Origin of the sequence: Microbulbifer taiwanensis (genome assembly GCF_014904815.1) — a bacterium.
GTDB classification, from domain to species: domain Bacteria; phylum Pseudomonadota; class Gammaproteobacteria; order Pseudomonadales; family Cellvibrionaceae; genus Microbulbifer; species Microbulbifer taiwanensis.
The window spans coordinates 64,292-78,017 of the sequence record NZ_JACZFR010000009.1 but is presented as its reverse complement, the minus strand read 5'-3'; the positions used below and the strand labels follow the sequence as shown (position 1 = coordinate 78,017).

At 67.1% G+C, this 13,726-nt stretch carries 12 protein-coding genes; 1 reads left to right on the top strand and 11 read right to left on the bottom strand.

The genetic code is table 11. From position 1 onward, the window contains the following. Positions 1-23: 23 nt before the first annotated feature. The 4 genes from efp to IG627_RS03130 all read right to left on the bottom strand — a co-directional run bounded on the left by efp (position 24) and on the right by IG627_RS03130 (position 2,930). On the bottom strand, positions 24-596 hold the full coding sequence (gene efp / locus IG627_RS03145) for an elongation factor P (RefSeq protein ID WP_193189864.1): 573 nt from the start codon (positions 594-596) through the stop codon (positions 24-26). 63 nt (positions 597-659) lie between these two features. After that, entirely contained in the window at positions 660-1,292 is a 633-nt protein-coding gene (locus IG627_RS03140; protein WP_193189863.1) for a hypothetical protein, read from the bottom strand. A gap of 80 nt (positions 1,293-1,372) precedes the next feature. Continuing rightward, on the bottom strand, positions 1,373-2,185 hold the full coding sequence (locus IG627_RS03135) for an aldolase (protein WP_226864659.1): 813 nt from the start codon (positions 2,183-2,185) through the stop codon (positions 1,373-1,375). Between the two features lie 19 nt (positions 2,186-2,204). Next, entirely contained in the window at positions 2,205-2,930 is a 726-nt protein-coding gene (locus tag IG627_RS03130; protein WP_193189861.1) for a TenA family transcriptional regulator, read from the bottom strand. Between the two features lie 232 nt (positions 2,931-3,162). On the opposite strand from IG627_RS03130, the gene IG627_RS03125 reads away from it, so the two are divergent. Then, positions 3,163-3,879, top strand: coding sequence for an autoinducer binding domain-containing protein (locus tag IG627_RS03125; protein ID WP_193189859.1), 717 nt, complete (start codon positions 3,163-3,165; stop codon positions 3,877-3,879). A 156-nt stretch (positions 3,880-4,035) separates the two neighbouring features. Here IG627_RS03125 and IG627_RS03120 read toward each other — a convergent pair whose 3' ends face one another. Genes IG627_RS03120 through IG627_RS03090 form a run of 7 tightly spaced genes read right to left on the bottom strand, consistent with a single transcriptional unit; the run spans position 4,036 to position 13,722 of the window. Beyond that, positions 4,036-5,664: a class I adenylate-forming enzyme family protein gene (locus tag IG627_RS03120; protein ID WP_319024483.1), complete on the bottom strand. Its 1,629-nt coding sequence runs from the start codon at positions 5,662-5,664 to the stop codon at positions 4,036-4,038. A 44-nt stretch (positions 5,665-5,708) separates the two neighbouring features. Then, complete coding sequence (locus IG627_RS03115) at positions 5,709-6,530, bottom strand: class I fructose-bisphosphate aldolase (RefSeq protein WP_193189857.1); 822 nt, start codon at positions 6,528-6,530, stop codon at positions 5,709-5,711. A 31-nt stretch (positions 6,531-6,561) separates the two neighbouring features. Then, on the bottom strand, positions 6,562-7,884 hold the full coding sequence (locus IG627_RS03110; protein WP_226864658.1) for an ABC transporter permease: 1,323 nt from the start codon (positions 7,882-7,884) through the stop codon (positions 6,562-6,564). A gap of 13 nt (positions 7,885-7,897) precedes the next feature. Further along, positions 7,898-9,904: an outer membrane lipoprotein-sorting protein gene (locus IG627_RS03105; protein WP_193189855.1), complete on the bottom strand. Its 2,007-nt coding sequence runs from the start codon at positions 9,902-9,904 to the stop codon at positions 7,898-7,900. Positions 9,905-9,912: 8 nt separating this feature from the next. After that, positions 9,913-10,650 carry an ABC transporter ATP-binding protein gene (locus tag IG627_RS03100; RefSeq protein WP_193189853.1) on the bottom strand — a complete coding sequence of 246 codons (738 nt, stop codon included), beginning with the start codon at positions 10,648-10,650 and terminating at the stop codon, positions 9,913-9,915. Between the two features lie 43 nt (positions 10,651-10,693). Continuing rightward, the gene (locus tag IG627_RS03095; protein ID WP_193189852.1) at positions 10,694-11,974 is read right to left on the bottom strand and encodes a hypothetical protein; all 1,281 of its coding nucleotides are present in this window, start codon (positions 11,972-11,974) and stop codon (positions 10,694-10,696) included. After that, a complete protein-coding gene (locus IG627_RS03090) occupies positions 11,944-13,722 on the bottom strand; it encodes a class I adenylate-forming enzyme family protein (RefSeq protein ID WP_193189850.1) in 1,779 nt (592 codons plus the stop codon). The genes IG627_RS03095 and IG627_RS03090 overlap by 31 nt, the downstream gene beginning before the upstream one ends. Positions 13,723-13,726 lie beyond the last annotated feature (4 nt).

Genomic DNA, 13,726 nt, shown 5'->3' with positions numbered 1-13,726 from the left:
CTCCTACAAGATAGTGTGGGAGATCAGTCTTCCTTGGCGCGGCCCAGGTATTCACCGGTGCGGGTGTCCACCTTGATGGTTTCGCCGATCTCCAGGAACAGCGGTACCTTGACCACGGCACCGGTGACCAGGGTGGCCGGCTTGGTGCCGCCCTGGGCGGTGTCACCGCGCAGGCCCGGATCCGTATCGGTGATTTCCAGGATCACGTGGTTGGGCGGGGTTACCGCCAGCGGTGCGCCGTTGTACAGGGTCACGGTGCAGACATCCTGCTCCTTCAGCCACTTGGCGGCGTCGCCGACCGCATCGGCACTGGCCTGGTGCTGCTCGAAGGTCTCCGGCTCCATGAAGTGGAAGAACTCGCCGTCGTTGTACAGGTACTCCATCTCGCGGTCCATCACGTCGGCGGCCTCGAGGCTCTCGCCGGACCGGAAGGTGCGCTCCCAGACGCGGCCGGTCTTCAGGTTGCGCAGCTTGACGCGGTTGAACGCCTGACCCTTGCCGGGTTTGACGAATTCGTTTTCCACGATGGAGCAGGGGTCGCCGTCCAGCATGACCTTGAGGCCGCCCTTGAATTCGTTGGTGGAGTAACTAGCCATAAATGTCGAAAATCCCAGTGATCGTCTGTTGATGCCGGCGGATTATACAGGAGCGCCGCGCTGTTAACGAACCGGGCTGCCGGGAGCGCAGTCACCCAGGCAGTATTCCGCCGGAAGATGTACCGGGTAGAGGGCGCCGCTGAAAGTCGCCACTATGGTGACTGCCAGCAGCAGGCCGAGTGCCATGGTGCCGGTGGCGGCGCGGTCCAGTGCCTGCGGCGGCAGGCGCCGGCGCAGCAGCCAGCGCAGGCCACAGGCCAGGTGGGTGAAATAGGCCAGCACCGCGAGGGCGTAGTAGGGCATGAAAAAGGCCGGGTAGGCGCCCACTTGCAGGCCCGCGGCGGCGAAATAGAAGTTGGTATCCAGGCCCTGAAAATGGCGGCCGTAGAGCACCGCGCCCAGGTGGAAAAGCAGGAAGAAGGCCAGGTAGGCGCCGGAGGCAGCCTGGGCGCGGTCGAAGAAACCGTGCCGCCGGCCGCGGCGGCGGATGATAAAGGTAATACCCGAGGCTACCTGAAAGAGCACACAGGTCAGCAGCAGCGGCTCCACCAGCCAGTTGCGATAGACGTTGCGGTAGCCGTCCATAAAGCGGATATGCGCCTCGACCCCGCCCAGCGCCGCGAGGTGATTGGCGAGGTGGAAGACGATATACAGGCTGATCAGCAGCGCTGATAGCCGGTGCAACCGGTGCAACATAGAAATTACCTCTACATCTGGCCATCTGTGGGTCGAGCCGCCGTGTGTGGCCGGCCCGACCCCGCCGGGATTTCCCGCAATCAGCCCAGCGGGTCCACGCCCCCCGCCGGCAGGGCCCGCAGTGCTCGGCGGGCAAAGTAGGCGAAAGTGGCCTGGGTGCGCTTTTCCTGCAGCACCCAGTCGTGGGCCTCGCGGGCCAGCTGCGGATCGATATCGCGCACCTGGCCTGCCGACTCGGCCAGCAGTTGCAGGCGCGCGGCGCGCTCGCACTGAATCGCCAGCACGCAGGCTTCCTCCACGGAGCGGCAGGCAATTACCAGGCCGTGGTGGGCGAGCAATGCCGCGCGTTTGTCCCCCAGTGTGGCGGCGATAATCTCCCCCTCACCATTGCCCACCGGCACCCCGGGCCACTCCTCCAGGAAGGCGACCTCCCCGTGTAATGGACAGGTGTCCATGTGCGAAACCTTGAGCGGCCGCCCCAGCATCGACAGCGCCGAGATGTGCAGCGGGTGCGTATGCACTATGCAGCGCACGTCCGGTCGCGCGCGGTAGATCCACGAGTGGAAACGGTTGGCCGGGTTGGCCATGCCGTCGCCGGACAGCACTTCCAAGTCCTCGTTGACAGTGAGCAGGTTGGACGCACTGATCTCGTCGAAGCCGAGCCCCAGGCGCTGGGTGTAGTAGTTGCCCGGCGCCGGCGCGCGTGCGGTGATCTGGCCAGCGAGACCCGAGTCGTGTCCCTGCGCGAAGAGTATGTGGCAGGTGAGCGCGACCTTCTCGCGCAGGGACCAGTCGGGCGCCTCCAGGTGCCGGCGCATCTGGTCCTGCGCGCGATGCACCAGCTCGTCCTTTTCCATCGATAGGGTTTCACCCCCGGACATTTTCTCCGTCAATGTATTCTCCTCCGGCGCTTCAGGCGGGAATGGCTTCGGGCTCGGCGGCAGTCACCGGCTGGTGCAGCGTCTCGCGGTAGGCCTCTTCGATGGAGTCGAAGAAACGCATGCGCGCATCCACCAGCTCACTGCCAGTCCCGAGCATGATGTCGATCTGCCCTGGGTCCAGGGTGGCGATATCCACCATGATGTCGCGGATGGTTTCTGCGTGGCCATCGTCGCACTCGATATGCATGAGGAAAAACTCAATTTCCTTGTCGGCGACACCACAGGCGCGGAAGCCGGCCACTATGTCGGTGTAGAGCGCCGGTACCAGTGCCTCGGCGCCGAGGCAGAGGGCGCCCAGGCCGGCGCTGGGCCTGCTGTCGCGGCAGTGCCGGAACATGCTGTCGATCAGCTGGCTGGTGCCGGCCAGGGGGCGGGCGTCCTCGAGGCGCACCCCGAAGCTTTGCAGCATATAGCGGTAGACCAGGTGGTGGGGCTGGGGGCTGTCCGGCTCCAGGCCCAGCTCTTCAAACAGATTTTCCGCCAGCGCCATCACCTCATCGTTGCCGGGCAGGTTGGCCATCATCGCGCACAGGTAGCGGGTGAAGTAGGTGCTGTAGAGTCCCTGCTGGGCCAGGAACACTTTCAGTTCATCCAGCTCAACCGCACCCTCGCGACAGCGGCGCAGGAAGGGGTGTGAGCGCAGGCGCTCAATCAGCGCGCTCTTGCTGGCTTCGAGCAGTTCAAGTTGCATTTCCATCGACAGTTTTCTCCTTGTCACTAGCGGTTGGTGTGTGTTGCCGCGGTGCGGCCTTGTGTCTGGTATTTCCGACGGGGACGCTGGCCCCGGGAAAGTATTGCGTCACGAAACGGCAATTCCGTTCTCCTGTTTGTCATGTGGATGCGCTAACATCGAACTGTTTCTGCAGGAAAAGCAGAATAAAGTTTCAATTTTTCTCTACTTATTGGGAGAAGCAGCCTTGTGCCCGCGAATGGAAGTGATTCGGGCCCTGCCTGACCTGTTGTCCGCGCAGACCATTGACCAGGTGAAGGACGGCATCCAGCGATCCGTCAGTGCCATAGGATTCGACTATTACCTGATCGGCCTCGAAAACCCCGTCGCCCCCGAGGGCGCCCGCCACTGTGTACAGACCAATTACCCGCGCGACTGCGTGGAACGCTACAGCCGCCTGCAGTGGGTTGGTCGCGACCCGGTGGTGCGCCACTGCCGGCAGTCTCCGGTACCGATGATCTGGCACCGGGCGCACTTTCCCGGCGAGGCCTGTGAGCTGTACGAGGAGTCCGCCGCCCACGGTATCGCCACCGGTGTGGCCACGGCCCTGCGCGGTGCCCGCCACAACCGGGCGATGATGATCTCGGTGGCCAACGGCGCCTCGTTCAATACGCGCCTGGAGTCCTGGCTGACCGAGACAATGCCCACCATCCAGCTGCTGGCCTCCTACGCCTATGAGGCGATCGCCCGCATCGAGGAGGTCGACGCGGCGGCGGATATCGGCCTGACACCGCGCGAAGGCGAGTGCCTGCACTGGGCGGCGGTGGGCAAGACCTCCTGGGAGATCTCGCGCATCCTCAGTTGCTCCGAGGCGACGGTGAATTTCCATTTCCGCAACATCATTCATAAGCTGGGAGTCTCCAACCGGCGCCAGGCCGTGGCCCGCGCCCTGTCCATCGGGCTGATCCGGCCCTAGCGGTCCACGCGGCCAATTCAGTAACCGATCTCTTCGCCACAGGCCCCGGTACTGCGTTGAAAAAGCTTGAATTAGCCCTGCTAGTCCTGCGCTTTTTCGCCTTGCCCTGGAACCTGTGGCTGTGAGCTTTAGTTACCGAATTAACCGCATGAACCACTAGCGGGCCAGCACCGCACCGGCCCTGGCCACCGGCTGCCCCACCAGGGCGCGCAGTTCCTGCCGGCGTATCTTGCCGCTGGGGGTGGTGGCGATATCCTCGACCAGCTCGATGCGGTCCGGGCGCAGCGCGCGCGGGTGCAGCTGTTCGCGGATACGCTTCATCAGGTCGTTCACCAGTGCCGCGGACGAGTAGCCGCGGGTGTCCGCCACCACATAGGCGCGCAGTCGCGTCAGCCCCTCGGCGGTTTCCAGCGGCAGCGCCGCCGCCTTGATCACCCGCCGGTCTGCAAGCAGGAATTCCTCCAGCTCCTGGGGGCTGACCCAGTGCCCGGCCACCTTGATGCGCTCGCTGTCGCGGGAGACAAAATGCAGGCCGGCCTCGTCGCGGTTGAACAGGTCGCGGGTATCGAAGGGCGTGACCGCCTCCTGTAACAGGCCGCCGCTGGCCGGCGCCAGGTAGCCGAGCATCAGGCAGCCGCCCGATATCGACAGGGAGAAGGCACCGCCGCCGCCGTGGGGCGTTTCCGTATAGTGGAAGCCGCCCACGCGCTGCAGCGCCGGTGTCACAGTGACTTCGGGCGCGGCGCCAGCGGCCGTCGCGGACAAAGCGTCCGCGGGCACTTCGGATAGAGCGCCTGCGGCCACTTCGGATAAAGCGCCTGCGGCCACCACCTCCGATAAATAGGGTGCAAAGGTCTCGGTGGTGCCGACGGAATCCAGCATCTGCGAGCCGCTCCAGGCCTGCCAGCGTTCGCGGATGACCGGTGGCAGTCGCTCGCCGGCGGACAGGGACAGGCGCAGTGCCTCCAGCCGGTAGGGGCGGGCGGCGCGCGACATCAACAGGTGGTAGAGGGTGGGTACGGCCAGGAAGACACTGACCGATTCGGCCTCGATCACGTCCAGGAAGTCCGTGTGCTGCTGCCATTCCGGTAGCGTCACCGCGGTGGCGCCGCGGCTCAGTGGCACATGCAGTCCCTGCAGGCCAAAGGAAAAGAAGGGTCCGGTGCTGGCCAGTACCCGGTCGCCCGGGCGGATGTCCCATGACGCGCGACTGACATTGCGCTCGAAAGCCCAGAAGGCGCGGTGGCTGTGCACGCACAGCTTCGGCCGCCCGGTGGAGCCGGAGGTGGCCAGTACCAGCGCGGGGCGCCGGTCCAGGTCGGCGGCCAGATCGCTGACTTCCGCCAGTGGTCCCTTCGCCGCGGCCGCCGCCAGCGCTTCCACGGTAGTCATGTCCTCGGCCGCATCGACCGGCGCGGCGGTCCTGTCCGCCAGCACCAGTGCCGGGTCAAAATCCTCCCAGAGGCCCTCGTAGTGATCCAGGGGCAGGCCCGGGTGCACGGTAAACGGCAGATGGCCGGCGCGCATGGCGCCCAGCCAGTAGACGATATTTTCCAGGGTCGCCGAGCCGACCAGGGCGATGCGCTGCTGGCTGCGGCTGCCGGCCAGGCGCACATTCAGTTCCTGTGCAACGGCCAGGGTGCGCTGCTGCAGTTCGCGATAACTGAGACTGCGGCGGTCGCCGGTGCCACTCTCCAGCAGCGCAGTGTGGTCGCCGCGGCCGGCGCGGACATGGCGGTCGATCAAAAGGTCGACGCATCCTGGACTGGAATCGATAGGTATCACGGTTGTCTCTCCCTGTTTGACTGCATGGCTTGAGGTTGCGGAATTCACACCGCCATCTCGGCTTCCCGCTCTGGCTGCGCGAGCGGGCGGGCAAAGTTGAGTTCGGCACTGGCACCGCTGCGGAAGACCTGCAGCAGGCGCTTCAGGGTCACTGCCGGCGCGGCGCGCTGGAACACATTGCGGCCCACGCAGATACCGCCGGCGCCGTGGCGCACGACGGCCGCCGCCAGCTCGAGCAGGTCTCTCTCGTCGGCCAGGGCGCCGCCGGCCAGCAGCACCGGGGTGTGCTCCTGGACACCGTCGAGCAGTTCCGGCATCCGCTCCAGCTGTGCCGGCGCCGCCACCTTGAGGGTGTCCACGCCCAGCTCGACGGCGGCGCGCATAAAGTGACGCATGCGCTCCAGCCCGCGCTCGACGTCGCGGGACTTGTCGTACACCATGGTCAGCACCGGCAGCCCCCAGGCGTGGGCTTCGTCCACGACCCGCCCGATCAGGCGCAGGTTGTGGGACGCGGTCACGGCGGAAAAATTGGTCTGAATCGACACGGCGTCGGCGCCGAGGCGCACCGCGGCTTCCACTGAGGTCACCAGCTGTTTCAGGTCCGGCTGCGCGTCGACAGTGAGCGAGCCGTTCAGGTGGATCATCAGGCCGCAGCCGGGGGCGCCGCCGAGGCGCTCAGCGAAGCCCTTGTGCAACACCACGCCGGTGGCCACCTCGGCACTGAGCCAGCGCAATATGTCCTGCGGTCGGCCGATACCGGGAATGGGGCCCATGGTGAGACCGTGGTCTAGCGGTACAACCAATGCCTTGCCGGATTCCCGGTCTACGAAGCGCTTCCAGCGCCTTTTGCGTGCCATTTCAGTCATTGAAATTTCTCCTTTGCTGCGAGAGCAGTCGTTACGCGTCGGAGAGCACAGCGCGAATCGGCCGTCTCAGAATCTTGCGGGTTGGGATAGAGCTGGCGAAGGCTGCGATGACGACAACACCTACTACCGCGGCCACGTATGTCGGCGCCACCCAGGCCAGGTCCACGGGGACCGCGTTGCTGGACCCGGGTGGCGTCCACATGATCTGCGCGGCGCGCACCGACCACACGATGGCAGCGGTGGTGCCGATACCCAGTAGCGCCGCACCGAGAGCCAGCCAGCTGTTTTCCAGCGCGGCCAGCGCCAGCACGAAGCGGCGCGTGAAACCGAGGCTGCGCAGGGTCGCGAACTCCCGCGCGCGCTGGGAAAAGTTCATGTAGCTGGCGTTCAGCAGGCTGGTAAAGCCGATGGCGCAGGCGATCAGGGCGATGAAGTTGAGGAAGCCACCGAGCACCGCCTTGACCTGTTGGTAGAAAGCGGCGCGGTCGGACCAGAGGAACACCTCCACATCGTCGAGACCCGCTTCCGCCAGGGCCGCGGCGATACGGCTGCGTGCGGCGGTGGCGTCGGCGCCGTCCTCTAGCAGCAGGTGGTACTCGCTGACGTCGGTGGTATTGAGCAGCGCCTGGGCGTCGGCCATCGGCATCACCACCAGGCGATCGTTAATCTCCTTGATGCCCCAGTCCATGATGCCGGTGGGTTGGGCGCGCACGGCGTTGACGCGCGCCGTGCCGCGGGTGGTCGCGGTCAGTTCCAGCGGGCCGGGCGGGCAGTCGATGGGGCGCGACTTGGGGGTTTCGCCGGGCTGCAGCGGGGCAAAGCCCACTTCCGGTACCGCGCAGCCGAGGATGGCGGCCAGGCCCTGGCCCAGTACCAGCGGCTGCGGGCGCGTCTCCATCCACAGCGGTGTGCCGGCCACCACGTCGTACTCGTAGGCGGGACCCTTGATCGCGCGGATCTGCTCCACGTCCTGCCCTATGCCGGCGAAGATGGAGCTGACGTAGGCGTTCGATACCATGCCGGAGATGCGCAGCACCCGTGCGCTGGCCACCAGCTGCGGCTCTTGCGCCAGCACCCCGTCGATGCGCTGCTGCAGCGCCGCGGTCAGCGGTAGCTGGCCGGCGCCCTCGACCTGACGCGCCAGCTCCGACGCCGGTCTCTCGATCACCAGGTGGCCGCGGGCCCCCCAGCGCATAAAGGCGTCGCGGATCAGTTCGACATTGGATTGCATGTAGCCGGACAGCAGGCACAGGGCCAGCACCGATATGCTCATCACCACGAAGGTGCCGAGGGATTTGCGCCCCTGCCGCCACAGGTTGCGCAGGGACATCGTCAGTAACAGTTTGACAGTCATATCTCTGCTCCTACTAAAGGGTCATCAGTGTGTCGACGGTGAACAGGCTGTCCGGCGGATCGGCCGGAGCCACCCGCCGGTACTCGAGCAGGCTGTAGCGTTCGGGAAAGTTGGCGTTGACGATCTTCATGTGCGACACGAAGGGGCGCGTCTCGCCATCGATCTGCACCCGGTTGTCGTACTCGAAGTGGGCCACCTTGAGCGGCATGCCGCTGGCGGTCAGGAACTCCGCGCGCACTGCCAGGCGGTTGCGCTTGTCGAGGTAGTAGATGATGGATTCGTAGGTGGCACTGTCGCTGGCGGCGGTCAGCTTCAGCTTGTGGCAGGAGGTGCCGTCCAGGTCTGCGCTGCCCAGGTACGCCGGCGCGTAATCGCGGGCGTACTGGGTGGCGGCGATATCGCCGTTGGCCGCCTCGCCCACCAGACGCTGCTGCGGGCTGATGCTGACCGGCTTGCGCAGCCCGGGCTTGGCGTACCACATGGCGCGGGAGGCGATCAGAATCTTCTCGCCACGGTAGCGCCGTGGTGCCGTGGTCATCGCCAGGGCGCGGCCGTCGCGCACGGCGATGTCGTAGTCGGTATCGGTGGCGCCGGCGGGATCCTCGGTGTGGATACGGAGTTTCCACTGGTAGCTGCCCCAGCCGCCGCGGGCCAGATCCGCCTGCTTGAGCCAGGCGCGCATCGTCTCCTCGTCCGGGGACCGGGAGGCAGCGACTTCCTCCATGGGCGGGGGCGTCTGTGCCTGGGCGGGGGATAGCAGTGGCACGGCCAGCAGCAGGCAGCCGGCGGCGGCCAGCAGCTGGGTCAGCGGCACGCCGCGGCGCCCGGGGCGCACTTCGCCGCCGACCCGCTTGCGCGCGGTGAGCAGTGCCCCCAGGGCGATGCCGGCACCGGCACAGGCGATGGCGATCACAGCCCAGAGGGGCGGCAGTTGCAGCGCCAGCGGCGCCGGTTCGGCGATGCGCGGCAGTTGGGTCTCCACCCCCGCCAGGGCCAGGGCGGCGATAACCGCATAGGCCAGGGCCGCGGCGACCAGTGCCGCCGCCAGTGTCGTGAGCAGGCTCTCGCGCACGAACAGCCCGGCGATGCGCCCGCGGCCGAATCCGAGCGAGCGCAGCATGCCGATCTCGCGGGTGCGGTCGGCCACGTTCATTGCCACCGTGTGCTGGATGGTGGTCAGGGCGATGGTGAACACGACGATACCGGTGAAGGCGAACACCATATTGAAGAAACCCATAAAGCTGGTGTACAGCTGGCCAATCTGCGGGTGGTCCCAGGTGGTGACCTCGAAGCGCCCGGGCGCCTGCCGCTCCAGCTCGGCGGCCAGCTGTGCGCGGAAATTCCCGCTGTGCATGCGGTCGTCCAGCTGCACCACCACCCGCGAGACGGCGTCGGTGTCGTACAGCGACTGCAGCAGTGCCAGCGGCGCCTTGAGACCCTTGTCTTCGATGGCCTCAATGCCGGTGGAGAAATCGCCCACCAACGGCGCCTCGATAGCGTTCATGCGGTTGGCATAGGAGGCGCCGAACAGCTGCAGGTCGCTGTGTTGCGCCGGGTAGCCGAGCAGGTCCTGCAGCTGGGTGGTGAGCAGCAACCCATCCACCGGCGGGGGCGGCGCGGCCAGCGGGCTGTGCTGTTGCAGCGCGGCTTCGAACTCCGGGTCTATACCGCGGGCCAGGAAGACGGCGCTGTCGGCGTCCGCCTGCACCACACCGACACCCACCAACTGGTTGGAGGCGCGCAGGAAGTGCGGCAGTTCAGGCAGTGCGCGGTGAATCAGCGCCTGGTCGGCACTGTCCAGGGAGTACTGCGCCGGTGTCGCCGCTAGCTGCTCAGGCCCGTCCACGCGATACACCTGTACGTGGGCATTGGCGTCGCGGTAGATGACCACCGCGGCCAGGGAGCTCTCGACGAAGCGGATATAGGCGAGGAACATCAGCACCGCGAACAGGCCCGCGGCCACCGCAATGACGGTGGCCAGGGTGCGCCGGCGGTCCCGGTAGAGATTGCGAAATGCCATGGACCACATCACGCCACCTCGCTGTCGCCGGTCTGTACCAGGGCGGCGCCGGTCACGCCGGCACCGGGCGCATCGTCACCGGACAGCTGGCCATCGCGCAGTTCGACAACGCGGCTGACGTGTTGCAGCAGGCGCTGGTCGTGGGTCGAGAAGACGAAGGTCACGCGCCGTTCCGTGTTCAGCTCTTTCATCAGGTCCACCAGCGACAGCGCGCTGGCGGTATCGAGACTGGCGGTGGGCTCGTCGGCGAGGATCAGCTTGGGCTCTGTGACCAGGGCGCGGGCCACCGCCACGCGCTGGCGCTGGCCGCCGGACATCTGGTCCGGGCGGAAATCGGCGAATCGGGTCAGGCTCACGGCTGCGAGTGCCGCGGAGGCGCGGTGCTGGCGCTCGTCCTTCGACAGCCCGTGCAGGTACAGCGGCAGCATCACGTTTTCCAGCGCGGTCAGTACCGGCACCAGGTTGAAGTTCTGGAAAATGATGCCGTAGCTGCGGCTGCGCAGCTGGTCCAGGGCGTGGTCGTCGAGGCCGCTCACCGGCTGCCCGGCCACACGGATCTCGCCGGACGTGGGGCTGTCCAGGCAGCCGATCAGGTTCAGCATGGTGGTCTTGCCGCTGCCGCTGGGGCCGGTGATGGCGACAAAGTCGCCGCGGCGCACGGCGAAGTCGACGCTGTCGAGGGCGGTGACTTCCACCTCGCCGAGCCGGTAGCGCTTGGTGACGGATTCGAATTCGACCAGGTTCATCTCTTCTCTCCTCTTATTCGCGTATTCATCGGAAACAGGGTCATCAGAAAAAGGCATCCAGGGCCAGGTAGGCGCTGCGGGTAACCGGCTGGCTCATTTCCAGCGCTTTGCCTGAGCGGCTGCGGGACAATCCCAGGTAGACGGTGGCGGCGTCGCCGGGGCTGTAGGACAGCTCGGTAAATCCACTTGTGCTGGCGCCGTCGAGTCCCTGCAGCAGTCGCGCGGTCAGGCCCCAGCGGCGGTCGCCGAACAGCTTCGGCCAGGTGGTCTGCAGCAGCGCATAGCGGCGCTGCACGAAGGGGTGCAGCGGGCGGTTGCGCGACGGGCCGCGCCCGGCCGAGGGCAGGGCGGCGAGTGCCGGGTCCAGCCGCTCGGCATCGCTCTGGGCGTAACCGTTGTAGATCAGCTCCAGGCCTGTCTCGGCTCCGGAGGCGGCGCCGTAGCGCAGGTTGAAAACACCGTCCCAGCGCCAGCGCTCTTCGTTTTGCGCCAGCGCCGGGGCGCCGGCGACGGTGTCCGCGTAGCCGCGCGATGTCGCCGCCTCGAAGCCGAGGGTCCAGGCTTCGCCCAGGCCCAGCTGGTAGTAGCCGCCGACATAAGGGCGAAAACCGCCGCCGCCCGCGGCCACGGCGCCGAGGGTGGCGATGCGCCCCTCGACCCAGTTCCACTCGGCGCGGGCCAGGCTGAAGGCGCCGCCGCTGTCCAGGCCAGCCACCTCATCCAGGCGCGGGTCCGCCAACAGCAGGTTGGCGCGGCCGCGGGGCGAGAGATCGGTGCTGGCGAAGGCCATTGGCTTGCCGGGCACATCGCGCCGCGGGGTCACGGCGCCGTTGTCGGGGAAGAGGCGGTTGCTGGGGCTGTAGAGCAGCGAGGGCCCCCAGCCGAGCAGACGCTTGCCGGCGCCGACGCGGGTGCCGCCGTCGAACTCGCGCAGCAGGTAGCCCTCGGCGAGCCAGTCCGGCTGCGGATCCGGCATGGCCGCCGGACGGTCGTCGTCGCCCAGGGCCAGGCGCGGCTTCAGCACCAGGCGGGTGCCTTTACAGGGCGACGCGCTGCAACGCAGCTGCAGGTCCAGGCGCAGTTCGGCGGCACTGCGCCCGGCGCGGTCGCCGCCGTCCCAGGACGCGGCCAGGGGGGCGAACAGCTGCTCGCGCTCGCGGATCAGCTGCAGGGTCAACTCGTAGTCGCTGCTCCAGGTTTCCTGTGCGCCGCTGGTATCGAAGGCCCAGTCGTCGTCGCCGGTCGCGGGCCCGGCACCTAGGCCGCCGCAGAGGACCGCGACCAGTGCGGGTGTCAGGCGGGCTGCAGTGCGCTGGCTTCGCATGGCGCCGCCTCCGGGTTGGAGTCCCGCTGCAACTGCAGCAGGGCGTTGTAGTCTTCGCGCAGGCGCCGCTTCAGGGTCTTGCCGGTGGCGCCGATGGGGAAATCCGCCCAGTCGATCAGCCACAGGTGAACCAGTTGGTGTCCCTCGGGCAGCAGCGTGTTGAGCGTGCGTCGCAGGGTTTCCGCGTCCGGGATACGCGCCCTGGCCCGCGGTGCCACCACCGCGGCGGGGACTTCGGGGCCGTCCGCGTCCGGGCGCACACCGAACACGCAGGTATCGAGCACGCCGTCCTGCTTCAGCACTATCTCCTCCAGCGGCAGCGTGTACATGGGCCCGCGGGCGGTGTGGATCACGTCCACTTCGCGGTCCAGGTGCAGCAGTTCGCCGTCGTCGGCCTCGCGCATCATGTCGCCGGTGAACCACCAGCCGTCGCGGGTGGCGGAATAGAAGACGTCGTGGGCATTCCAGTAGCCGCCGAACATACTCTTGCCCTTGATCATCAGCCGCCCGACTTCCCCCTTGGCCACCGGCGTGCCGTCGGCGTCGGCAATCTTGATCTCGGGGCCCAGTGGCGTGCGGCGGCCGACGCGGCGGCCGAAGTGCCTGGTCCAGGGGGTGGCAATGCGCAGCAGGGCGGCGATGCCCACTTCGCTGGAGCCGAGCCCGTCGACGAACAGGGAACCCTTGACCGGGATGCCGAGGCGGGTAAAGAAGGAGCCGTGGGGAATCAGGGCCCGCTGCTGCACCTCGTGACTGGCGTCCGCGGTGGTGCCCCAGATGCGCACACTGTCCAGTGGCTGTTCGGTAACGCCGGCCTCGAGCAGGCGGGTATAGGTGATCGGGAAGCCGAAGAAGACGCTCGGCTTGCGCTCGCGCAGCTGGCGGACCAGTGCCGGCGCCGACAGTTCGCCGTCGACGATACAGCGCACGCCCATCAGCAGCACCCCATGCAGGTACAGGTGCGAGACCTGGTGGTTCAGTGGCAGGGCGAAACAGGCCAGGTCGCGGGTGGATACCGGGTTGAACAGCACTATGGAGCGCAGCGACTGGGCTATGCCCTCCTGCTTGAGGATCACGCCCTTGGGCACGCCGGTAGTGCCGGAGGTGTGCACTATGTAGAGGGGATCCTCGCCGCCGCGGCGGCGCTCCGGAGCCGCCGGCAGTGGCTCGTTCAGCAGCGCGGCGAGACTGTGTACCCGCGCGCCGGCGGCGTGCTGGGGCGTGTCGGTGAGTATCACCTGGCTCAGGCAGTCCGGCAGCTGCCCTTCGTCCAGCGCTGCCAGTTTCTGCCAGCCGCCCCCATCGCTGACCAGCAGTCGCACACCCAGGCGCTGCATATAGCCGGCGGCTGTCTCTGCGGCCACGTTGACGTTGATGGGTACGGCGATGGCACCGATGCGCAGGGCCGCCACGGAAAACAGGAAGTAGTCGAACTGGTTGGCCTTGTAGATCGCCACCCGGTCGCCCTCGCCGACACCCAGGTGGTGCCAGCAGGACGACAGTTTCTTCGCGGTTTCCAGGATCAGCGGCGCACTCCAGTGCTGTTCGCCGGTCCAGGCCAGGGGCTGGGCCAGTTCCACCAGCTCGCGGTCGCCGTGGCGGCGCGCGGCGAATTCCAGTGCGCGGTCCACGCGGTCATCCCAGCTGGCCAGCAGCGACAGGCGGCCGAAATAGCCGAGGCGCGCGGCGATAAACAGCAGGTAGGCGAACAGCAGTGTGACGGCGGTGGCAATTGCGTAGCTCATCATCTTG

What these genes read in the sequence shown, in the direction of transcription:
- efp (WP_193189864.1), bottom strand. Translation starts at nt 596, where the DNA reads ATGGCTAGTTACTCCACCAACGAATTCAAGGGCGGCCTCAAGGTCATG.
- IG627_RS03090 (WP_193189850.1), bottom strand. Translation starts at nt 13,722, where the DNA reads ATGATGAGCTACGCAATTGCCACCGCCGTCACACTGCTGTTCGCCTAC.
- IG627_RS03125 (WP_193189859.1), top strand. Translation starts at nt 3,163, where the DNA reads ATGGAAGTGATTCGGGCCCTGCCTGACCTGTTGTCCGCGCAGACCATT.
- IG627_RS03105 (WP_193189855.1), bottom strand. Translation starts at nt 9,904, where the DNA reads ATGGCATTTCGCAATCTCTACCGGGACCGCCGGCGCACCCTGGCCACC.
- IG627_RS03130 (WP_193189861.1), bottom strand. Translation starts at nt 2,930, where the DNA reads ATGGAAATGCAACTTGAACTGCTCGAAGCCAGCAAGAGCGCGCTGATT.
- IG627_RS03140 (WP_193189863.1), bottom strand. Translation starts at nt 1,292, where the DNA reads ATGTTGCACCGGTTGCACCGGCTATCAGCGCTGCTGATCAGCCTGTAT.
- IG627_RS03110 (WP_226864658.1), bottom strand. Translation starts at nt 7,884, where the DNA reads ATGACTGTCAAACTGTTACTGACGATGTCCCTGCGCAACCTGTGGCGG.
- IG627_RS03095 (WP_193189852.1), bottom strand. Translation starts at nt 11,974, where the DNA reads ATGCGAAGCCAGCGCACTGCAGCCCGCCTGACACCCGCACTGGTCGCG.
- IG627_RS03115 (WP_193189857.1), bottom strand. Translation starts at nt 6,530, where the DNA reads ATGACTGAAATGGCACGCAAAAGGCGCTGGAAGCGCTTCGTAGACCGG.
- IG627_RS03100 (WP_193189853.1), bottom strand. Translation starts at nt 10,650, where the DNA reads ATGAACCTGGTCGAATTCGAATCCGTCACCAAGCGCTACCGGCTCGGC.